Source organism: Slackia heliotrinireducens DSM 20476, from assembly GCF_000023885.1.
Lineage (GTDB): Bacteria > Actinomycetota > Coriobacteriia > Coriobacteriales > Eggerthellaceae > Slackia > Slackia heliotrinireducens.
In genome coordinates this window covers 2,809,791-2,829,927 of record NC_013165.1, presented here as the reverse complement: position 1 = coordinate 2,829,927, position 20,137 = coordinate 2,809,791, and the positions used below count along the sequence as shown (strand labels likewise).

Here is a 20,137-nt window from a genome sequence, read left to right as displayed (position 1 = left end):
TAACCTCCGTCCCCGTCGTCCCGCCCCGCCGTGTCTGGCTGCAACGATACCATGCCGCCACCGCAGCGCAGCGGTCGCAAGTTTACAAACAATATACCCACATCACCTGCGGTTTCTGCACCGCTCGACATGATTAGGACGCCGCTGAGCAGTACTAACGGGCTATGTAGGTGGTGAGGGAATATGCTCGAACCATCCTCTAGAGAGTGCGTGCATGCAGCTGCAAGGTGCTTCGACGAGTGCAAGCCGACCGATGGCCTGCGGGGGAGCGTTGATGCCCGAATCGTACGCAGGGTCCAATGACAAGTGTATGCAACTATAAATTAGAGGAGACTAACAAATGAAACAATATATCAATCCGCGGTTCGTTTACCATGGCGAAGGCGCCCTCGACGCCCTGAAGGGACTGAAGGGCAAGAAGGCCGTCATCTGCATAGGCGGCGGCTCCATCAAAAGGCACGGGCACCTCGACACTATCGAAGCCAATCTTGCTGAAGCGGGCTTCGAAACCAGGCTCATCGAAGGCATCGAGTCCAATCCTTCCGTTGAAACCGTGCTTGCAGGCGCGAAGGTGATGCAGGAATTCGGCCCTGATTGGATCGTCGCTGTAGGCGGAGGCTCGCCCATCGATGCGGCAAAGGCCATGTGGGTCAAGTACGAATATCCTGACATCACATTCGAGCAGATGTGCACGCCGTTCGGCCTGCCCGAAATGCGCACGAAGGCGAAGTTCTGCGCCATCACCACCACATCCGGCACCGGCACCGAGGTTACGGCGTTCGCCGTGATCACCGATGTGCACAAGGGCATCAAATACCCCATGGCCGATTTCGAGATCACGCCCGATGTTGCGATCGTCGACCCGGCGCTTGTCGCCGCACTGCCTCAGAAGCTGGTGGCGTTCACGGGTATGGACGCGCTGACCCATGCGATTGAGGCGTACGTGTCGACTGCCCGCAGTTGCTATACCGACGCCATGGCACTTCATGCCATCAAGATGATCCAAGGCAACCTGCTCGAATCCTACAAGGGCGACCCGACGGCGAGGGCCGCCATGCACGATGCCCAATGCCTGGCCGGCATGGCGTTCTCCAGCGGTTTGCTGGGCATCGTTCACTCTATGGCGCACAAGACCGGCGCCGTCTACGATGGCGGGCACATCATCCACGGCTGCGCCAATGCGATGTATTTGCCGAAGGTTATCAAATACAATGCCGGAAACGCAGTCGCAGCCGATCGGTATGCGGAAATCGCCGACGCGATAAACCTCGGCGGCATCACGCGTGCAGAAAAGGTCGACGCGCTTATCCAGTTCTGCTTGGCATTCAACCATGAGATGAACATCCCGAACTGCATCAGCGAGTACGGCGAAGGCGGCCGCAAGGTCGAGGCGGGACAGGGCATTGTCACCCAAGCCGAGTTCGAGGACAAGCTGAGTTCCGTTGCGGCGAACGCGCTGCTTGACGCCTGCACGGCGTCCAACCCCCGGCCTATCGACCAAGGCCTGATGGAGCGTCTGCTGAACGCCGTCTACTTCGACGAGGAAGTCCTCTTCTAAGAGGGACAACGTAAGAGGGACAACGGGGACGGAGCCTTTTGTCCCTTTTTCGCGACGTTTCCCGTCGCATCGTTCAAAGGAGGGGTGGGCGAGGCGACGGGCACATGGCCGGCCCCTGCGATTGGCGTGATCCGCCGTTGCGAGGGCCGGTTTCTGCGTTTAGCATCCACTCTCGACTACTTGGAGATAGGCGTCTGCCAGCAGCTGTGCGTGGTCGAAGGCGAAGCCGCCGGCTTCTGTCACGTGTGCCCGGGAAGCTCCGAAGGCACCAGGTATGATTTCGTAGCGTACGAAGAGCGGTTCGTCTTCGCCGCACATTACCTTGAGCTCGGCAAAGCCGCCCGACGCGCCTGCTTGCGTCAAAACGTCCTCTTGCTGCGTTCTCGCCGCTGGAATCGCGCACAGCGCGCACCACCGGGCATCGGCTGCGTCGTCGCCCGCTTGCGCGTCTGCGGAATCTTCCACAAAAGCGCAGAAGCCGGCCGACACAGTCCACCCGCGGGGGTCGCGTCCGGGCGCTCCGTAAACGCCGAACAATTCGACAGGGGTGTTTTCCAACCCCGTTTCCTCAAACAGCTCGCGACGTGCTGCATCAGGCACGTCTTCCGAAGGGTCCACGAATCCCCCGGGCAGCGCCCAGGAACCCTTGAAAGGGTGATTCCCGCGCCGGACCAGGAGTATTTCGTATTCGCCATGTACCAGGCGAAACACGGCTATATCAACCGTTAACGACGGCTTTGGATACTCTTTCTTCTTGTACTCGCGGAGGAAAGCCGCTTCGTCGTTCTGGTCGGTTCGCTCCAACGCGTTGCTGGTTGCGCCGTTTTCATTCATGGTCGGCCTCCTGACATCGTCCGCCACGTGTTTTGCATCGCTGTTCACCCTTGTCACCAGGGTAGCGGGGGTATACTAATGCTCTACGATCGAGGTCGACCTCGGGTTTTCCTTGGACGTTGGCATTATTGGGGGAATGTCCTGAAAGAAGGGGCTGCCGTGGCATACAAAGGAACCGTCTACCGTCCGCCCATCGAGGCGAATTCTTTCCTGCTTCCCATAACGGAGGGCTGCACGCACAACACCTGCACGTTCTGCAGCATGTTCCACAACATACCGTTCCGCATGCTGCCGCTCGAGGAGGTAGAGGACTTCCTGGCCCGCACGAAGGCTGCGGCCGAAACGGCTGGGCTGGGTGTGGGCTACCGCTCCCGCGGCATCAACTGCGAACGGGTCAAACGGGTCTACTTCGTGGGCGCCGATCCCTTCGCTCTGCCGGCGCACAGGCTGCTCGAGCGCATCGATCTGGCCAAACGTTACCTCCCCAACGCAACCGTGTTCACCATGTACGCTCGCACGGACAACATCGAACGGAAGAGCGACGAGGACCTGCGCGCCCTGAAAGACGCCGGCGTGAACGACTTATATATAGGTGTGGAAACGGGACTGGACGATGTCCTTTCCTATTACGACAAAGGCTATTCGGCCCAGCAGACCTTGGAGCAGTGCGAGCGCTTGGGCAGGGCGGGAATTCGCCATTGCGACCTGCTGATGCTGGGCGCGGCGGGGCGGGGTCGCGGCATCGAGAACGCGCGGGCCACGGCGCAGCTGGAAAACGCATCGAAGCCCCATAAGATTCTGATGACCACGCTGACCGCCTACGAGGGGACCAAGCTGAACGATGACATCGAACGCGGCGCCTTCGAGCTGGCCGATGAGACGGAGACCCTGCAGGAGGAAAAGGAACTCATCTCCTGTCTGAATCTTCCTGGCTGCGAGTTCTGGGCGGCACATCCGTTGGACGTGGTGCCGCTTGTGGGGTATCTGGGGCCTGACACCCAGGAGATGCTGGACGATTTGGATTACGCGATCGAGCAGATTGACGCATCGGCCGTGAACCGCATCGGGAGGAAGGGTTCCCTTTAGAAAAAAGAGCCGTTGACCTTGGGTTATCTTCTGTGGTATATGGATACTCAAGCAGTTTCAAAACCGCCGCTTTTCATACCGAGATGTCCTGACTTTGGAACATCTCACCATTGTGCGATGGTATGTCCGAACCGTACTATATAAGGAGCGTAAGCAATGGCGTGTCGAGCGAATCGTAGTCTGCAGCTGGAAACGCGTTATGCCGCGGGGTTCTTGATTGCGATGCTGGTCGTTTTCTGTACGGTCGGATTCCTGTTTGCCGGCGCGCCCGAATCGGCGTTCGCCGCCGACCAGGCCGATGCCGCCCAGGCGGATGCACCTGTCGAGGGCGACCAGGCAGGGGCCGAAGCTGCGGCAGAGACGCCCGCGGTCGAAGCCTCCGAAGACGGGGAGGCCGAAGGCGAAACCCCCGAGACGATCGTATTCACGGTCACGTTCGATGCAAACGGCGGCACGGTGGACCCAGCGTTTGCCCAAACCGACGAGGGCGGCCTGCTGGCGAGCCTTCCCACTCCTGCGCGCGACGGCTACGTGTTCGAGGGATGGTACACGGCGACGACCGGCGGAACCGAAGTGACTGCCGAAACGAGCTTCACCCAAGACTGCACCGTATACGCGGTTTGGAGCAAGATCGGGTGGGTGAAAGGTTCCGACGGCACCTATCAATACCGCCTGGCCGACGGCACGCTCGTGACGTCGAAGTTCTTCAAGGTGGACGGCAAGACGTATTACTTCGACAGCAGCGGCGTCATGCAGACCGGATGGGAGCAGGTCTCGGGTAAGTGGTACTGGCTCGGCAACAACGGGGCCATGCGCACCGGCTGGCAGAACGTTTCCGACAAATGGTATTGGCTCGGCGGCAACGGTGTTATGCGCACGGGCTGGCAGAAAGTCGACGGCAAATGGTATTACCTCAAAGGGTCGGGCGCCATGGTCACCGGATGGCGCAATGTGTCGGGCACCTGGTATTACCTCGACAAGAAGAGCGGCGCCATGCGCACCGGCTGGCAGAGGGTCGACGGCAAGTGGTATTGGCTGGGCAGCGACGGCGCCATGCGCACCGGCTGGAAGAGCATCAACGGCAAGTGGTACTACCTCAGGAGTTCGGGCGCCATGGCCACCGAATGGTGCAAGGTGTCGGACACCTGGTACTACCTGGGCGGAAACGGGGCCATGCGCACCGGCTGGCAGAAAGTCGACGGCAAATGGTACTACCTCAAAGGGTCGGGCGCCATGGTCACCGGTTGGTACAAGGTGTCGGGCAGCTGGTATTACTTTGAGAAATCGGGCGTCATGCCCACGGTCGATTCCCCGGCCATGACGGCTCTCAAGGATTCGTACGGCGGATCGCTCAAGGTGTTCGGCGGCAGCTATAATTTGAATTCGCCCGCAGGTCAGCGGCTTATAGCCCGCGCGAACGCAATCGCAAACAACTACGACTTGAGCTTCGTGATGGTCGACCTGAAAACCGGCATCGGCGTCTGCTACAACCCGAATCAGGTCATGTATTCGGCGTGTTCCATCAAGGCGCCCTACATCGCGGCCGTCAACAAATACAGTCCCAGCAGCGTGACTCCGTACTGGCAGGGGCTCATGACCCAGAGCATCACCGTCTCGAACAACGAGACCTACTATGCCTGCAAGAACCACTGGGGTCCGGACCCGCTGATTAGGTTCATGAACTACACGAACACCACGGACCACTTCAACTACAACCACTACTACGCGTTCCTTACCGCGAACGACCTGGCCAAGATCTGGATCGGCAACTACGACTACTTCTATGTGAACACGAACCAGAATTCGAAGTGGTGCCGCAGCCTGTACACGCATTCTTACAGCTCCGTCATCTACTACGAGCTCGGCCAGACCTACACCGTGCACAGCAAGCCCGGCTGGATCAACGACGGCGGCGTGTATGACGCGTTTAACGACGGCGGCATCATCATGGATCCCGGCCATCCCTACGTGATCGCGTTGCTGTCCGATGCCTGCGGTCAGTCGGCCCAGCTTAGGAGCCTGCTTCGCGCGCTCGACAATGTCCATACCGACATGGTGGATTAAACGGCAGGGCAAGGGGCGTTCCCTACGCGCTGGAACATGTGCCTTTCCATTATTTGCGGGCTCCCATGGATTGCGGAGCCCGCTTTGCAACAGGTTCGGCCAATTGGCTTTCAATCGGCGTATGTCCTTGTGAACGAGGTGGTATGATGCGGACGTTGCAAAGTTAGAAGAGGTTAATCACCAGAGAGGGGCGCGCGGTGGTCAGGTCTTCGAAGAAACTGCTGAGAGGCAGAAAGTATGAAACGCTGAAGGCCCGGCTGGCAGATCGACTGGGCGCCGACGAAGCGGCAGCCCTCTGGGCGCGCGCCGAGAGCAGGCTCGACGGCATGTCGGACCAGTTTAGCTCGCTGCCCAAGGGTGAAAGACCGCAGGTGGAAGGGTTCGTGCTGCCCACTTTCGCCATCTACTCCGAGCTGGCCGACGCCTTCGGCAAGGACGAAGCCTTCCAGATGGTGGACGACTTCATGGCCGAGTACTCTGCAAACGCGGCCAAAGCCTTCAGGGTCATCGTGGCGCTGCCGGGCGGGCGCAGGTTCTTCATGCGTGCCTTCGGCAAAGTGGTCGCAGTGGCGTTCGGCGAGAAGCAGGGCTACCGGAACGACATGCACGAATGCACGCCAAGCCGCATTTCCTACGACGTGCTGGCGTGTCCGTACCATCGGGTGTTTGCCCAGCTGGGCGCACCCGAGCTCTGCCAATTCTTCTGCCGCAACGACGAGGTTTGCTACGGCGATCTTGACGGAATTCGTTTCGTGCGCACGGGCACGCTGGCCAAAGGCGCCGACTGCTGCGACTTCCTCATCGAGCGAGCATGAGGCCTGGCGGCTGCCTATCTTGGCTCGAAATAGCGAAAATGCGGCTCGGGCGCATCTGGATGTGCCGCTCAGCCGCGCCACTCCTTACGGAGGCGCTCATTGTTCACGACCAGCTCTTCGAACGTCACCGGCATGTACCCGTTCACCTCCACGCAGCAGTTGAGCGCCATGTCCATGGTCTTCACCAGGGGCCATGCGGGAAAACCTTCGGGGTTCGCATCGTTATGCACGTGCCCGTACAGCGCCCAGGTGCGTTTCGGCGGCAAAGCCAGCGGGTAGTGGCACATCCAGATGCGCCGGTTCAGCCCGTCGATTCGCGTGGTGGCGAAATCGCAGGACGCCAGCATCGCAAGCGCCTCGGGCTCCCGCATCAGTGTTGTCTGGTCGTGGTTGCCGATCAGCAGATGAATCCGACCGTTGAGCTTCGACAGGTAGTGCGCGCACGGCTTGTCGCCCCTGTACGCGAAATCGCCTAGGTGCCATACGTCGTCATCGGCGCCTACGCGGGCGTTCCAATTGTCGATCAGCGCGTGGTCCATCTCGTCGACGGAGCGAAAGGGCCGCTCGCACAGCCCGATGATGCCGGCATGTCCGAAATGCGTGTCCGAGATGTAGAAATCCATAGTGCCCCTCCTGAACAGGCGGCCTCGCGTCGCTGACGGACATAGGATATACCGCATGCTCGGCACGCGTCGACAGCTGCTGCAAAAGAATCGCCTGGCGCGGGCGGGCGGCGGGCGGACGCAGCCTTTACTGCACGCCCACATCCGGGTTCTGCTCGCCGAACCGTTCCTTCAGCATCTCGACGATCTCGGCGCGCGGCACACCGCGTTTCTCTTGGTCTTTAATAGTGCGATATGCGCGGAATAACGTGCTGGGTCCAATTTCCGAGGCGAAATTGCCGATGCCCTGGTTCCATGCGACCAGTTCGAACACGTCGTCGAAGGCCCGCGAGTCGCAGCCGTGCGCGTAAGCCTTGATGAGCTCGCGGCTTGCCTGGCGCATGCGGCCTGCGCCCAGGGCGTTCGCCATCGACAGCAGCAGACGCGTCTCCTGGGACAGATAGCGCTTATCGTCGTTCCAGGTCAGGTTCCAGAAGTTGACCGCAACGTCGCCGAGCTCCTCGTCGATGACCGGGAAGTTCAGCAGCGCGATGGGGCGGAAGGCGATTTCCCCGGAGTCTTCGCCCTGCTCGGCGCGGTAGAAGTACACGTGGTACTCGCCTGCATCGCCGCGACGGACCACGTGCTCGTAACCGAGCTCGGCCATGACGTCATACAGAGGAATGGGCTCGAAGGACTGCACGATGTGAAGCCCTTCGCCCACGGCCGTCTCCTCGGCGCGCTTCTTCAAGCCCGGGAAGAAGTTCCCGTGGGCCTTGCGCACGTCTATCACCTTGAAGCCGTCGACCTTACCCCACCGTTCGACCTGGGGCTCGGCATCCATTTCGGCGGGGCGTTCCGACAGCGGCTCGCCAAGCTCGTCTTGCTGTTCGACCGCCGGTGTTGCAGCGCGAGCGGTCGGCAAGGGTTCGGCGGCCGGCGTCAAGCTCGCAGATCCATCGGCAGCCCCGAGGCCGGTTTTCGCCGCAATCGCAGCAACCAGCTCGTCGACCGGCATGCCGGAGCGTTCGCTCATATCCGCCACGGTCGCCTTCTTGATCATGATCTTGCCCATTGGGGTCTGCAGCATTTTGAACCTGGGGTTGATGTCTGCCATGCCCGTCCGCAGCGCCGGATACTCTTTAATCAGGTCTTCAAGTCGGGTGTTCTCGTTCAGTTCCATAGTCGTCGCCTTTCTCATATACATAAGTTAACGATGTCTAACTTATAGCAACGCAAAGGCGGCGTATGTTGTTATAACCACATTCTCGATATTCTTTTCCAACGGAGTGCCGTTCGCACGCCAACAAGAATTTAGCCGACAGGACGCCTTTCGACGGTGGCCTTGATGTCGCCACATCCGTCCTGCGTGAAGGCACCGTGCATGAAGGTATGGAAAAGGCCGATCGGGCGGCACCGAACGGCTTCAACTTCGAGCTCATTCGGATGCCCCATAAGTTCGTCAGACGTGCCTTGGCCCAGAATGCGGCGGATAGTCAGTTCGTGGCGACGCACGAAAGCCATCGGCAATGCGGCATAGCCGATGTTCGTTCCGCCCTTCAGTCGGAAACGGTATTCTCATTTTTACCAAAGAGCCGAGTAAAACGACGCTGTGACTCAAATCCATAGGCCCCTTCTGCTAGTCGATTTTCTTGGCGGAAAAGCTCGATTCGGGCAGGAGGAGCGGGAATCATCGGGTCGGTCGGAATGTCGTGGCCGTTGATTGCCAAAATCCCCCCTTCAATTCCGCAGGGTCAAGCGGCTCGGCTACCTTGGACGCTGCAGTCTGGGCCGGTTCTCGGTAGACGTGTGCTGCAGACGCGACTGACCCGATTTTCGTGCTGTGCGATGCATTCAACAGATATGGTAAAAAACCTCATGGGTTGACGCTTCACACCCGTTTATGCGGTACAATGATTCCGATTCGGCATTCACTAACCGCGATTCGGAAATCTGCAACCGATAGCTCTCTGTGCATAGGATGCCCTTCTTCTGCAAACGTCCGGGTGGGACGCATTACATCTGCATGCATTTGAATAATCGAACGTGATGAATGTTAAGGGGAACATCATGGCAGTTGATCGTCATATTTTGTGGGATAGCCTCGGTATGGACCTGGAAACCCATGACCAATTGTGCGCAGTGCTTCCGCAGGCGTTTGGTGACGTGTTCTTGTCGCAGGAAAACCGTCCTGAAGGCATGGCCTTCTGGGACATGGTCGTTGCCGACGTCCACGGTATCCGTCCGCAGGAACTCGTTGACGAACAGGCGAAGGGCCGCAAGGTCTTCGGCACCTTCTGCACGTACGTGCCCGACGAGGTCGTCATCGCCGGCGACGGCATTGTGACCGGCCTGTGCGGCGGCAGCCAGTTCTGGGTTCCCGAGGGTGAGAAGTACCTGCCCGCCGACATGTGCCCGCTGATCAAGGCATCGCTGGGCGCCCGTCTTGGCCGCACGTGCCCGTTCTTCCGCATCGTCGACCAGATTGTCGGCGAAACCACCTGCGACGGCAAGAAGAAGATGTACGAGATTATGGCCGAAGACGTGCCCATGTACATCATGAACCTTCCGCACATGAAGCGTCCTCAGGACATCGCCGCCTTCGCAGACGAGATCGCCCTGTTCAAGGCCAATGTGGAAGAGGTCACCGGCAACGAGATTACCGCTGAGAAGCTGGCCGAATCCATCAAGATCATCAACGAGCGCCGTAAGGCCCTGGCCCGCGTGTTCGAGACCCGCAAGAACAAGGACGTCATTCCCATCTCCGGCACCGACGCCCTGCTCATGATGCAGATCGCATTCTTCGACGACCCGGTCCGCTGCGCCCAGATGGCAAACAACCTGGCTGCCGAGCTGGAGCAGCGCCTCGTCGACGGCGTGAGCGTGTTCCCCAAGGGCACCAAGCGCATCCTGCTCACCGGCACGCCGCTGGCCATTCCCAACTGGAAGCTGCATCACATCATCGAGACGGCCGGCGCCGCTATCGTCTGCGAAGAGAACTGCACCGGCACCAAGTTCTTCACGAACCTGGTCGACGAGAGCCAGACCACGCTCGAGGGCATGTACCAGGCTCTGGCAGAGCGCTATATGAAGATCAACTGCGCCTGCTTCACGCCGAACAAGGCTCGCATCGACGAGGTCCTCCAGCTGGTGAAGGATTACAATGTCGACGGCGTCATCAACACCAACCTGAAGTTCTGCACCACGTTCAAGACCGAGGCCCCTGCCTTGGAGAAGGTGCTGGAAGAGGCTGGCATTCCCGTTCTGGACATCGAAACCGACTACACCGACAACGACGCCGGCCAGCTGCGCACCCGCGTGGAGGCCTTCGTGGAGATGTTGGGCTAATCGTAAAAGGAGGCGAGTCGCCTGAAATTGAAGGCGACTCTTGACATGGAGCTAAGCGAGCGTATAGAACAAGCAAAGCAGGAGCACCCTGGAGTAAGGATTGACTGCTACGTGTTGTTTTCGAGCCATACCGACGCAATGCAGCTGTATGAGCTGGTTCGCGGCGAAGGGCTCGGCGCTCGCATTTCCACAACGCCGCGTCAAGCGCGTTCGTGCTGCGGCGTGGCGTTGCTGGTTGATTGCGACGAAGCCTGCCAGATTGAAGGAATCGCCCATGACAACGGGGTGCCTATCGAGAACATCGTTCCGCTCCCCAATCAAATAAATCCTAACCGCGATGTATATTGCTAGGAATAAGAATCGTTAGGTAATCGGACTATAGGAGGTACCGAAATGGAATTTACCGTTGACGCAATGGGCGAGAAGTGCCCCGTGCCCGTAGTGAAGGCCAAGCAGGCCATGTCTACGTTTGACGAAGGCACGCTCGAGGTCCTCGTTGACAACGAGACCTCGGTGAAGAACCTGCTGAGCTTCGCCAAGTCCCAGAAGTGCGAAGCCACTTCCGAGCAGCTGGCCGAAGAGAAGTTCTCGGTCAAGATCGTGAAGACCGCCGAGAGCGTTGCCGCGCTGGCCGCCGAGACCGCTGCTGGCGGAGCAGGCATCGGCCCCCGCGTCGTCGTGGTGCCGTCCAATGTCATGGGCCATGGTGACGAAGAGCTGGGCGGCGTGCTGATCAAGGCGTTCATCTTCGCTCTCACGCAGCAGGACGAGCTGCCCGAAACCGTTCTGTTCTACAACGGCGGCGTCAAGCTGACCTGCGAAGGCTCGCCCTGCCTGGACGACCTGAAGAAGCTGGCCGACGCCGGCGTGGAGATCATCTCCTGCGGCACCTGCCTGAAGCACTACGACATCGAGGACAAGCTGGCTGTCGGCGAAGTGTCCAACATGTACGTCATCGTTGAGAAGCAGATGAAGGCCGGCGTTGTTGTTCGCGCTTAAATTCGTAGAGTAACGTTTAAGGGACGCCGGCCATCCGGCGTCCCACGGGGAGGTTTTAGTGATTTACTTCGACAATGCGGCTACAACCATGTTGAAGCCGCCTGCGGTCGCCGAGGCGGTGGCCCGCGCCATCACGTCTTTCGGTGGTGTGGGGCGTGGCGTGCACGAAGCGTCTCTCGATGCGGGCATGACGGTGTTCATGGCGCGCCAGAAAATATCCGACCTGTTCGGCGGACCGGGTCCGAAGCAAGTCGCATTCACCAGCAATGTGACCGAGGCGCTCAACATCGTGGTGTACGGCCTCATGCAGCCTGGCGACCACGCTGTCACCACGGCGGCCTCGCACAATTCGGTGCTCCGCCCGCTGTTCAGGCTTCAGGACGAAGGTCAGGCCGACCTTACGGTCGTCCCCATCGCACCTGACGGCGGCATCGACTACGACGAGTTCGAGGCGGCGTTCGGTCCCAAGACCAAGCTGGCAGTCATCGGCCATGCGTCCAATCTGACCGGCGATGTGTACGACATCGCCCGCATGGCGGACATCGCCCATGCCCATGGGGCTCTTATCGTGGTGGATGCGGCCCAGACCGCAGGCACCGTGCCCATCGACATGGCGGCCCAGCATCTTGACGTCGTGTGCTTCACCGGGCACAAGAGCCTGTTCGGACCTCAGGGTACGGGCGGCATGTGCGTGGCCGAAGGCATCGACATCAAGGCGATCAAGGTCGGCGGCTCCGGCACGCACAGCTACGACCGCGTGCATCCCGACTTCATGCCCGAGCATCTCGAGGCAGGCACCCTCAACGCCCATGGTCTGGCGGGCCTTCTGGCCGGTCTTACCTATATAGAAGAGAAGGGCGTGGATGCCGTGCACGAGAAGACCTGCGCCCTTGCGGATCGTTTCGAGGCAGGCGTGAAGGACATTCCCGGCATCAAGATCTACGGCGGCGGGGCAAGCGGACGCACGGGCATCGTTGCCCTCAACCTGGCCGACGTGGACTCTTCGCTCGTATCCGACCTGCTCAACACGCAGTTTGAGATCTGCACCCGCGCGGGTGCCCACTGCGCTCCGCTGATGCATATGGCCATCGGCACCGAGCAGCAAGGCGCGGTGCGCTTCAGTTTCTCCCATCTGAACACCGAAGAGGAAGTCGACGCCGGCATTGCGGCGCTTAAGGAAATCGCACAGGAGGTTTGCTAATGCGGGCGAAAACACCGAAAGCAGTGGTGACGTTCGCCACGACGTCCGACGCCATGGCGATGGAGGCCGCTGCGCGCACGCACGGCATTCCCGGGCGCCTCATTCCGGTGCCTTCCGAAATCGACGCCGGCTGCGGCCTTTCCTGGAGCGCCGAAGCGAGCGAGCGTGAAGAGCTTCTTGCTGCAATCGCACAGCACAATATTGCCCACCAGGGCATTTACGAAGTCTCAATGTACTAGGCGGGCAATCCGGCTGGTACCGACCGCAAATGAAAGTGAATGATATGAGAATCGGAATCGATATCGGTTCGACGGCGGCCAAGGCGGCTGTGCTTGACGGGGACGAAATCGCCTACACGGTGGTCGTCCCGACCGGGTTCAACGGCGTGGATGCCGCGATGCGTCTGGCCGACGATCTGGCAGCGTGGGGCTTGGACCCCCGTACCTGTCAGGATGACGTGGTGGCCACGGGTTACGGACGCGTTTCGGTGCCTTATGCCGGCAAGACCGTTACCGAGATCACGTGCCACGGCCGCGGCGCCGCCTATCTGTTCGGCGACAACGGCACTGTCATCGACGTCGGCGGTCAGGACACGAAAGTCATCCAGCTGGCAAACGGCAAGGTGCGCAAGTTCGTCATGAACGACAAGTGCGCCGCCGGTACCGGCAAGTTCCTCGAGGTCATCGCTGACCGCATGGGTGCGACGCAGGAAGAACTCGCGCGCCTCGCTTCCCAGGGCGAGCCGACGCAGATTTCCAGCATGTGCACCGTATTCGCCGAGTCCGAGGTCATTTCGCTCATCGGCAAGGGCGAACCGCGCGAGAACATCGCGAACGGCGTCATCGAATCCGTCATTGTGAAAGTGGCCTCGCTTGCAAACAACCTGGTGGCGGGCGACGTTTACCTGACGGGCGGCCTGTGCGAAAACGAGTACGTGATTGACCGTCTGTCCAAGAACCTCGGAGTCCCCGTGACGACGAACGCTCGCGCCCGTTTCGCGGGAGCGATCGGAGCGGCTCTTTCCGTCTAACGCGAGGCATGCCGCAGGCATAACGAACAAGCTTAAAAAGGCGGAACAGCAGAAATGCGGTTTCGCCTTTCTGCATTATGGGGCAAAAACGCATTCGACTCAGCGCCGTTCGGCGCTCTGCAGGCAGAGCCTTTGCACGAACGATTCAGCCAGGATGGTGCTATTCAAAGGTCGTTAGTGGCGTTATGTCCCTAAGTGGACGCAAAGCGTAAAAAAATCGGCCATTTATTAGGAATCTTGACTTGGAAACTCAATTATTAAGTATTGATATTGGAATCAGAAAAACTTATAATAATCAAAGATAATCGCGGTAACTAAAAACTGGCATTAGAAGCCGCGAAACAAATCTCAAAGAGAAAAAAGAAAGGAGTAATGAGCGCGTATGAAGCTAACCATTGGCAATGTGTACGTGAAAGACGTCTGCCTTGGTACTGAGAATTCCTTCGTTGACGGAATTCTGACGATCAACAAAGACGACGCCATTGCGTACCTGAAGGAAGAGGACGACCATATCACCGATCTTGATATCGTCATCGCTCATCCGGGTGATGACACGCGTATCGTTCCGGTTATCGAGACTATTGAGCCGCGCGTCCGCATGGACGGCCGCTGCCTGTTCCCTGGCGTTACCGGCGAGCTCGAGCCCTGCGGCGACGGCGATCTGAAGGCCTTCAAGGGCTGCTGCGTCACCGTTGTTGGTAAAGAGTGGGGTTCCTTCGGCGACGGCGTCATCGACATGGGTGGCGAAGGTGCCAAGCACACCTACTGGTCCAAGCTCATCAACATCTGCCTGGTCGGCGACACCGACGAGGAGTTCGAGCGTCACGAGCAGCAGAAGTGCAACCATGCTCTGCGCTGGGCCGGCCATCGTTTCGCCGAGTACATCGGCAAGATCGCCAAGGACCTCGAGCCCGCTGACACCGAAGTCTACGAGTTCGACCCCGTCCTGAAGCGCGACGATGCCCGCAAGGATCTGCCGAACGTCGCTATCGTTCTGCAGCCCCAGTCCCAGATGGAAGCCCTGGGCTACAACGACCTGCTGTATGGCTGGGATATGAACCGCTACCTGCCCAGCTTCATCAGCCCCACCGAGATCTTCGACGGCTGCATCATCTCCGGCTCGTTCATGCCTGCTTCCTCCAAGTGGTCGACCTATGAGTTCCAGAACTTCCCGACCATCAAGGAAATGTTCAAGTATGACGGCATCGAGTACAACTTCGTCGGCGTCATCATGTCCAACCTGAACGTTGCTCTCGATCAGAAAGAGCGCTCCGCAATCATGGTGCGCAACATCGCTCTGAACCTCGGCGTTGACTACGCAATCGTCACCGAAGAGGGCTACGGCAACCCCGACACCGACTACGTCCGCTGCCAGGTCATCCTGGAGGACGCCGGCATCCCCGTCGTCGGCATCTCCAACGAGTCCGACGGCCGCGACGGCGCTGGCCAGCCGCTGGTTGTTATGGACGAGAAGACCAACGCTCTGGTCTCCACCGGCAACGTGGGCGAGCTCACCGAGCTTCCCGCTTGCGCCACCGTCATCGGCAACCTCGAAGCCATGAACCGCGACGGCATGTCCGGCTCCTGGGGCTATGACGAGATCCTGGGCAAGTCCGCCCGCGACGACGGCTCCATCATCATGGAAGACAACAACTGGTTCTGCGGAGACCACATCGCTGGCTTCTCCATCAAGACCATGCGTGAAGTGTAAGAAAGGAGGAGACAGCGATGACCAAGAAAGTTATTTACTACGTGAATCAGTTCTTCGGCGGCATCGGCGGTGAGGACACTGCTGATTTCGAGCCGGAAATCCGCGAAGGCCAGGTCGGCCCTGCCGTGGCAGCCAATGGCCAGCTCAAGGATGCTGAGATCACTCACACCATCATCTGCGGTGACAACTTCATGGGTTCCAACACCGAAGAGGCACTGTCCCGCATCCTTGGCTTCCTCGAGGACAAGGAATTCGACCTGCTGATCGCCGGTCCTGCATTCCAGGCAGGCCGTTACGGCGTCGCATGCGGCAACGTGTGCAAGGCTGTCGGCGAGAAGTTCGGCGTTCCCACCGTCACTTCGATGAACGTCGAGAACCCCGGCGTTGAGATGTTCAAGAAGGACACCTACATCATGGACGGCGCCAACGCCGCTGCCAAGATGCGCAAGGACCTCAAGAACCTGGTTGGCTTCGCCAACAAGCTGCTCTCCGGCGAGCCCCTGCAGGGCGCCGAGATTGAGGGCTACTTCCCCCGTGGCATCCGTCACGAGATTTATCTCGAGGACAAGCATGAGAACACCGCTGCTTACCGTGGCGTTCAGATGCTGATCAAGAAGATCAAGGGTGAGCCCTTCCAGACCGAGCTCGTCGTTCCCGTCAAGGACGTCGTCGAGCCCGCTGCTCCGGTCAACCTGAGCGAAGCCGTTATCGCCATGATCACCACCGGCGGTATCGTCCCGGTCGACAACCCCGACCGCATCCAGTCCGCTTCCGCTACCCGTTGGGGCCGTTACAACATCGAGGGTGTTGACAAGCTCCCCAACCGTGCTTCCGGCGGCTACAAGACGATTCATGCAGGCTTCGACCCCGCTGCGGCCGACGCCGACCCGAACGTCATCATGCCTATCGACGCTATGCGTCAGCTGGAGAAGGAAGGCAAGTTCGCTCGCCTGCACAACTACTTCTACTCTACGGTCGGCACCGGCACCACTGAGTCCGAGGCTGCCCGTATGGCCGAGGAAATGATTCCGTACCTCAAGGAGGACGGTGTTAACGCCATTATCCTCGGCAGCACTTGAGGCACTTGTACTCGTTGCGGTGCAACGATGGTTAAAGTGTTCGAGCGCGCTGGTTTCCCGATCGTCCATATGTGCAACCTGATCCCGGTTTCGACCACGGTTGGCGCAAACAGGATGGTCCCGACCATCTCGATTCCGTATCCTCTGGGCGACCCCAACACGCTGCCTGAAGAGCAGTGGAAGCTGCGCTATCATCGCTGCGGCGTCGCCGTTGATGCGCTTGCTACGCCCGTCGAGGGCCAGACCGTCTTCAAGGTCAAGATCTAAGCTTTTCCATTAAGGCTTAACTCCTGGTGCCTAGGGCTTCGGCCCTGGGCACCAGGTTAACCGTCATCAATCTGACTAGGTGTGCGGGCGCAAATGGGCAGAAGTCCTGTCTTTGACGCAGGGCGTATTGCCGATTTGCTTTCGTGCGCCCAATCGGGGGTTATTTATGAATAAAGACGAATTTAAGAATCCGGTATTTCTTATTTCTCTGATTCTTTGTGCGATTATGGCTGTGTGTGCCATTGCCCTCAACCCGCAATTCACCGCAGTTTCCAATGCAGTGTTCAGCTTCCTCACCGTCGACTTTGGATGGCTGTACCTGATTGCCATGCTCTCCTTCGTTATCTTCGTCATCGCGATTGCATGCACGAAGTGGGGCAAGATTAAGCTTGGTCCGGATGACTCCGAGCCTGAGTACTCCACCACGTCCTGGTTCGCAATGCTGTTCGGCTGCGGCATGGGCGTCGGCCTGGTGTTCTGGGGCATCGCTGAGCCCATCAGCCACTATGCTGGCCCCATGGCCGGTATCGAGCCCATGACTCCGGAAGCCGCCAACTTCGCAATGAGCGCTTCGTTCATGCACTGGGGCATCCATCCTTGGGCTAACTACGCTGTTATCGGCCTGGCTCTTGCTTACTTCATGTTCCGCAAGGGCAAGACCGCTCTGATCAGCAACGCTCTTCTGCCTGTTCTGGGCGAGAAGAACGCCAAGGGCTGGCTGGGCAAGCTCATCGACATCCTGGCCGTTTTCGCTACCATGGCTGGCGTCGTCACCTCTCTGGGTCTCGGCGTTCTCCAAATCAACGCTGGTCTGAACTACATGTTCGGTGTTCCGAGCAACCTGGTCGTTCAGATCATCATCATCCTCGTGATTTCCGTCATCTTCATCGGCTCCGCAGTTCTCGGTATTGAGAAGGGCATCTCCAAGGTCTCCGACCTCAACCTGATCATCGCCGTCTGCGTGCTGATTGTGTGCTTCCTCGTTGGCCCGAAGATCGACATCCTCAACAACCTCATCGGTGGTCTGGGCGACTATGTCAACACCTTCTTCCAGAGCTCTCTCGGCCTGACCGGTTACGGCGATAACAGCTGGACGCTCGGCTGGCGCATCTTCTACTGGGCTTGGTGGATTGCTTGGGCACCCTTCGTCGGCGTGTTCATCGCCCGTATTTCCAAGGGCCGCACCGTCCGTGAATTCATCATCGGCGTTGTGTTCATCCCGGCTATCGGTTCCATCCTCTGGTTCGCAGTGTTCGGTTCTCTGGGCCTGACCCTCGCCAACACCGGCGCCATCGACGCCGAGACCGTTGCTGCCATCGCTGCTTCGCCTGAGACCGGCCTGTTCCTGGTCCTCGGCAAGTACCCGCTGGGCATGATCATCTCCATCGTCATCCTGGTTCTGATCTGCACCTTCTTCATCACGTCCGCCAACTCTGGCACGTTCGTTCTGGGCATGCTGTCCTCCAACGGCAACATGAACCCGCCCAACAGCAAGAAGATCCTGTGGGGCATCGTGATGACTGCTATGGCTATCGGTCTTCTGATGGCCGGCGGCCTGAAGCCGCTGCAGACCATCTCCATTGCCGCAGCATTCCCGTTCATCTTCATCATGATTGCTGCTATGGCATCTGTGGTCAAGGGTCTGTCTCACGACGCGGATACGCCCAACGTTGGCGATCCGGACTTCGTCCCCGAGCAGATCGAGGGCTAACAACCCTGATAGGTGCGTAAGCATCTAGGCGTACAGAGAATCTGAATCGCCACATGACCGGCCGTCGCGAAATGCGACGGCCGGTTTTTGTATTGGGGCATAAAAAAGCCGCCGCGTTTCGCGACGGCCATGACCCATTGGGGGTTTAGCGAACGGCAAGCGCGTGGTCTATCTGCTCGAGCAGGTTCTTGCGGTCTTTCGGAAGTTCCCCGTGGGTATGCGTCCATGCCGTGATGAAGTCGTTGAACTCTGCGGTGTCGCCAGTGCATTCGGGGCAGCTTGCCTTCTCCCGGTCGTAGTCGAAATGGAAGCCTTCGAAATGCACGGGGATGTCGAGCAGGGAGATGAGTTCCCGCTCTTCCTCAAGGCATTCGAGCACCGGGGCAGGGGTGAACCGTCCCTCTTTCGCCCATTTGCCCAAGGTGGTAGTGGGGGAGACGCCCATGGAGAAGTTGCAGACCGAAACGGGGCGCGTCTCGTTGAGCAGGGCTGCGGTGGCGCGGGCGTTTTCCAACCCGCGACCTGCGCCGGCCACGCCCGTCATGATGTGGGCACCGTATTCGATACCCGCCGCATGCAGCCGCGCGATCTGCTCGCGGCATTCGGCATTGTCGTGGTCCTTCAGCATGAAGTCCAGCACGTCGTCCAAGCCGGACTCGATGCCGATGTAGACCAGCTTGTAGTTATGCTCGGCGAGCCAGGCAAGTTCTTCATCGGTCTTGGCGGCGATGGAGGGAATCGAGGCGTCGCTTGAGATGAACGTGCAGGAGGGAAGGTACCGCTCGATGAGCAGGATGATTTCCTTCAGCCGTTCGAAATCCATGTAGAAGGCGTTGCCATCGCCCAACATGATGCGTTCGGGCTTGCCTCCAAGGTCGTGAACGCGGGCCAGTTCCATTTCGACCTGCTCGATGGGAAGCTCGCGGTATTGCAAGTCCTTGAACAAGTCGCAGAAAGCACAGGCGTTGTACGGGCATCCGACGGAGATGGGAAGCTTGTACGACGCGCGCTCTCCGGGTGTGCGGCAGATGCGACCCTCGTAATCCATATGCTCCTCCTGTCCCATAACGAGATTCTGCGAAACTACGCATGTCTAGAATAACAAATAGGTATCATGAAATACAATAACCTTGGCAAGTGAAATGCGCCCGAAGAGGTGACCGTAAACATGGACAGAATTACAAGTACCTGCGTGTCGGTGACACGATTGGTCATGGGGATGATCGACAACAACGTTTACATCGTCGATGACGGTGAAGGCTGCTTCATCGTCGACCCGACCTGCGACCCCGATACCATCATGGAAGCCGTCGGCGACCGCAAGGTCAACGCGATTGTTTTGACGCATGGCCATTGGGATCACGTTGGCGCCGCCCATGCATTGCGTGAAGCGACGGGGGCCGAAGTGATCTGCAGTGCGATTGAAGAGCCTTATATCAACGGCGAAAAGTCGTTCGACGAGTACACCCGTTGCGACCCGTGTTCGATCGACCGCACGGTGGCTGATGGTGACGTTCTGGAAATCGGAGACGTGCAGCTCAAGGTTATCGCAACGCCAGGCCATACGCCAGGCGGCATCTGCCTGTATACGGCTCCGACAAAGGACAGGCCGGGATACCCTGTGGTCTTCTCCGGCGACACCCTGTTCGCAGGAACGCACGGTCGCGTGGACTTTGAAGAGGGCAACATCGACGACATGCGCGAATCGTTGGTGAAACTTTCGTACCTGCCGCCTGAAACGGTGGTCATGCCCGGTCACAATGGGTTGACCGCGATAGCTCGTGAACTCGGGTGGCTGAAGATCTGCCGCTTGTAAATTAATGAACGAAGCG

General features: G+C 59.1%; 19 protein-coding genes. 14 read left to right on the top strand and 5 right to left on the bottom strand.

Features of this window, described 5'->3' with window-relative positions:
- Positions 1–340 precede the first annotated feature (340 nt).
- A complete protein-coding gene (locus tag SHEL_RS12570) occupies positions 341–1,558 on the top strand; it encodes an iron-containing alcohol dehydrogenase (RefSeq protein WP_012799660.1) in 1,218 nt (405 codons plus the stop codon).
- A 159-nt stretch (positions 1,559–1,717) separates the two neighbouring features.
- On the opposite strand, the gene SHEL_RS12565 is transcribed toward SHEL_RS12570, so the two are convergent.
- Positions 1,718–2,392, bottom strand: coding sequence for an NUDIX domain-containing protein (locus SHEL_RS12565; RefSeq protein WP_012799659.1), 675 nt, complete (start codon positions 2,390–2,392; stop codon positions 1,718–1,720).
- A gap of 159 nt (positions 2,393–2,551) precedes the next feature.
- Between SHEL_RS12565 and SHEL_RS12560 the strand changes: the two genes are divergently transcribed.
- The 3 genes from SHEL_RS12560 (at position 2,552) to SHEL_RS12550 (ending at position 6,357) form a co-directional block, all read left to right on the top strand.
- Entirely contained in the window at positions 2,552–3,478 is a 927-nt protein-coding gene (locus tag SHEL_RS12560) for a radical SAM protein (protein WP_012799658.1), read from the top strand.
- A gap of 156 nt (positions 3,479–3,634) precedes the next feature.
- Positions 3,635–5,542, top strand: coding sequence for an InlB B-repeat-containing protein (locus SHEL_RS15755; protein ID WP_050749591.1), 1,908 nt, complete (start codon positions 3,635–3,637; stop codon positions 5,540–5,542).
- A gap of 197 nt (positions 5,543–5,739) precedes the next feature.
- Positions 5,740–6,357: an L-2-amino-thiazoline-4-carboxylic acid hydrolase gene (locus SHEL_RS12550; RefSeq protein WP_012799656.1), complete on the top strand. Its 618-nt coding sequence runs from the start codon at positions 5,740–5,742 to the stop codon at positions 6,355–6,357.
- A 68-nt stretch (positions 6,358–6,425) separates the two neighbouring features.
- Here the strand turns inward: SHEL_RS12550 and SHEL_RS12545 are convergent, their stop codons facing one another.
- The 3 genes from SHEL_RS12545 to SHEL_RS15345 form a co-directional block, all read right to left on the bottom strand.
- A complete protein-coding gene (locus SHEL_RS12545; protein ID WP_012799655.1) occupies positions 6,426–6,980 on the bottom strand; it encodes a metallophosphoesterase in 555 nt (184 codons plus the stop codon).
- A gap of 127 nt (positions 6,981–7,107) precedes the next feature.
- Positions 7,108–8,142 (bottom strand): DUF1858 domain-containing protein, encoded by a 1,035-nt coding sequence (locus SHEL_RS12540; RefSeq protein WP_012799654.1) that lies wholly within the window; start codon positions 8,140–8,142, stop codon positions 7,108–7,110.
- A 376-nt stretch (positions 8,143–8,518) separates the two neighbouring features.
- A complete protein-coding gene (locus tag SHEL_RS15345; RefSeq protein WP_169304527.1) occupies positions 8,519–8,689 on the bottom strand; it encodes a hypothetical protein in 171 nt (56 codons plus the stop codon).
- Positions 8,690–9,029: 340 nt separating this feature from the next.
- Between SHEL_RS15345 and SHEL_RS12530 the strand changes: the two genes are divergently transcribed.
- The 9 genes from SHEL_RS12530 to SHEL_RS12485 all read left to right on the top strand — a co-directional run bounded on the left by SHEL_RS12530 (position 9,030) and on the right by SHEL_RS12485 (position 18,305).
- Complete coding sequence (locus SHEL_RS12530; RefSeq protein WP_012799652.1) at positions 9,030–10,307, top strand: double-cubane-cluster-containing anaerobic reductase; 1,278 nt, start codon at positions 9,030–9,032, stop codon at positions 10,305–10,307.
- Between the two features lie 45 nt (positions 10,308–10,352).
- Positions 10,353–10,658: a putative Se/S carrier protein gene (locus SHEL_RS12525; protein ID WP_050749590.1), complete on the top strand. Its 306-nt coding sequence runs from the start codon at positions 10,353–10,355 to the stop codon at positions 10,656–10,658.
- A gap of 42 nt (positions 10,659–10,700) precedes the next feature.
- A complete protein-coding gene (gene yedF / locus SHEL_RS12520) occupies positions 10,701–11,306 on the top strand; it encodes a sulfurtransferase-like selenium metabolism protein YedF (protein WP_012799650.1) in 606 nt (201 codons plus the stop codon).
- A gap of 58 nt (positions 11,307–11,364) precedes the next feature.
- Entirely contained in the window at positions 11,365–12,507 is a 1,143-nt protein-coding gene (locus tag SHEL_RS12515; protein WP_012799649.1) for an aminotransferase class V-fold PLP-dependent enzyme, read from the top strand.
- Entirely contained in the window at positions 12,507–12,746 is a 240-nt protein-coding gene (locus SHEL_RS12510) for a putative Se/S carrier protein (protein WP_012799648.1), read from the top strand. The genes SHEL_RS12515 and SHEL_RS12510 overlap by 1 nt, the downstream gene beginning before the upstream one ends.
- Before the next feature lie 44 nt (positions 12,747–12,790).
- The gene (locus tag SHEL_RS12505) at positions 12,791–13,537 is read left to right on the top strand and encodes an acyl-CoA dehydratase activase (protein WP_012799647.1); all 747 of its coding nucleotides are present in this window, start codon (positions 12,791–12,793) and stop codon (positions 13,535–13,537) included.
- A 382-nt stretch (positions 13,538–13,919) separates the two neighbouring features.
- Complete coding sequence (locus SHEL_RS12500) at positions 13,920–15,248, top strand: glycine/sarcosine/betaine reductase component B subunit (RefSeq protein WP_012799646.1); 1,329 nt, start codon at positions 13,920–13,922, stop codon at positions 15,246–15,248.
- Between the two features lie 17 nt (positions 15,249–15,265).
- Positions 15,266–16,594, top strand: coding sequence for a glycine/betaine/sarcosine/D-proline family reductase selenoprotein B (locus SHEL_RS12495; protein ID WP_012799645.1), 1,329 nt, complete (start codon positions 15,266–15,268; stop codon positions 16,592–16,594).
- A 166-nt stretch (positions 16,595–16,760) separates the two neighbouring features.
- Positions 16,761–18,305, top strand: a complete 1,545-nt coding sequence (locus SHEL_RS12485; RefSeq protein ID WP_012799644.1) for a BCCT family transporter — start codon at positions 16,761–16,763, stop codon at positions 18,303–18,305.
- Between the two features lie 145 nt (positions 18,306–18,450).
- On the opposite strand, the gene SHEL_RS12480 is transcribed toward SHEL_RS12485, so the two are convergent.
- Positions 18,451–19,353 (bottom strand): radical SAM protein, encoded by a 903-nt coding sequence (locus SHEL_RS12480; protein ID WP_012799643.1) that lies wholly within the window; start codon positions 19,351–19,353, stop codon positions 18,451–18,453.
- Between the two features lie 120 nt (positions 19,354–19,473).
- Here SHEL_RS12480 and SHEL_RS12475 point away from each other — a divergent pair, with 120 nt between their 5' ends.
- Positions 19,474–20,121: an MBL fold metallo-hydrolase gene (locus SHEL_RS12475; protein ID WP_041422594.1), complete on the top strand. Its 648-nt coding sequence runs from the start codon at positions 19,474–19,476 to the stop codon at positions 20,119–20,121.
- Positions 20,122–20,137: the final 16 nt, after the last annotated feature.

Bases quoted from the DNA above. Each gene is read 5' to 3' on its own strand.
- SHEL_RS12570 (WP_012799660.1), top strand. From the start codon at position 341: ATGAAACAATATATCAATCCGCGGTTCGTTTACCATGGCGAAGGCGCC.
- SHEL_RS12565 (WP_012799659.1), bottom strand. From the start codon at position 2,392: ATGAATGAAAACGGCGCAACCAGCAACGCGTTGGAGCGAACCGACCAG.
- SHEL_RS15755 (WP_050749591.1), top strand. From the start codon at position 3,635: ATGGCGTGTCGAGCGAATCGTAGTCTGCAGCTGGAAACGCGTTATGCC.
- SHEL_RS12545 (WP_012799655.1), bottom strand. From the start codon at position 6,980: ATGGATTTCTACATCTCGGACACGCATTTCGGACATGCCGGCATCATC.
- SHEL_RS12540 (WP_012799654.1), bottom strand. From the start codon at position 8,142: ATGGAACTGAACGAGAACACCCGACTTGAAGACCTGATTAAAGAGTAT.
- SHEL_RS12530 (WP_012799652.1), top strand. From the start codon at position 9,030: ATGGCAGTTGATCGTCATATTTTGTGGGATAGCCTCGGTATGGACCTG.
- SHEL_RS12525 (WP_050749590.1), top strand. From the start codon at position 10,353: ATGGAGCTAAGCGAGCGTATAGAACAAGCAAAGCAGGAGCACCCTGGA.
- yedF (WP_012799650.1), top strand. From the start codon at position 10,701: ATGGAATTTACCGTTGACGCAATGGGCGAGAAGTGCCCCGTGCCCGTA.
- SHEL_RS12510 (WP_012799648.1), top strand. From the start codon at position 12,507: ATGCGGGCGAAAACACCGAAAGCAGTGGTGACGTTCGCCACGACGTCC.
- SHEL_RS12505 (WP_012799647.1), top strand. From the start codon at position 12,791: ATGAGAATCGGAATCGATATCGGTTCGACGGCGGCCAAGGCGGCTGTG.
- SHEL_RS12500 (WP_012799646.1), top strand. From the start codon at position 13,920: ATGAAGCTAACCATTGGCAATGTGTACGTGAAAGACGTCTGCCTTGGT.
- SHEL_RS12485 (WP_012799644.1), top strand. From the start codon at position 16,761: ATGAATAAAGACGAATTTAAGAATCCGGTATTTCTTATTTCTCTGATT.
- SHEL_RS12480 (WP_012799643.1), bottom strand. From the start codon at position 19,353: ATGGATTACGAGGGTCGCATCTGCCGCACACCCGGAGAGCGCGCGTCG.
- SHEL_RS12475 (WP_041422594.1), top strand. From the start codon at position 19,474: ATGGACAGAATTACAAGTACCTGCGTGTCGGTGACACGATTGGTCATG.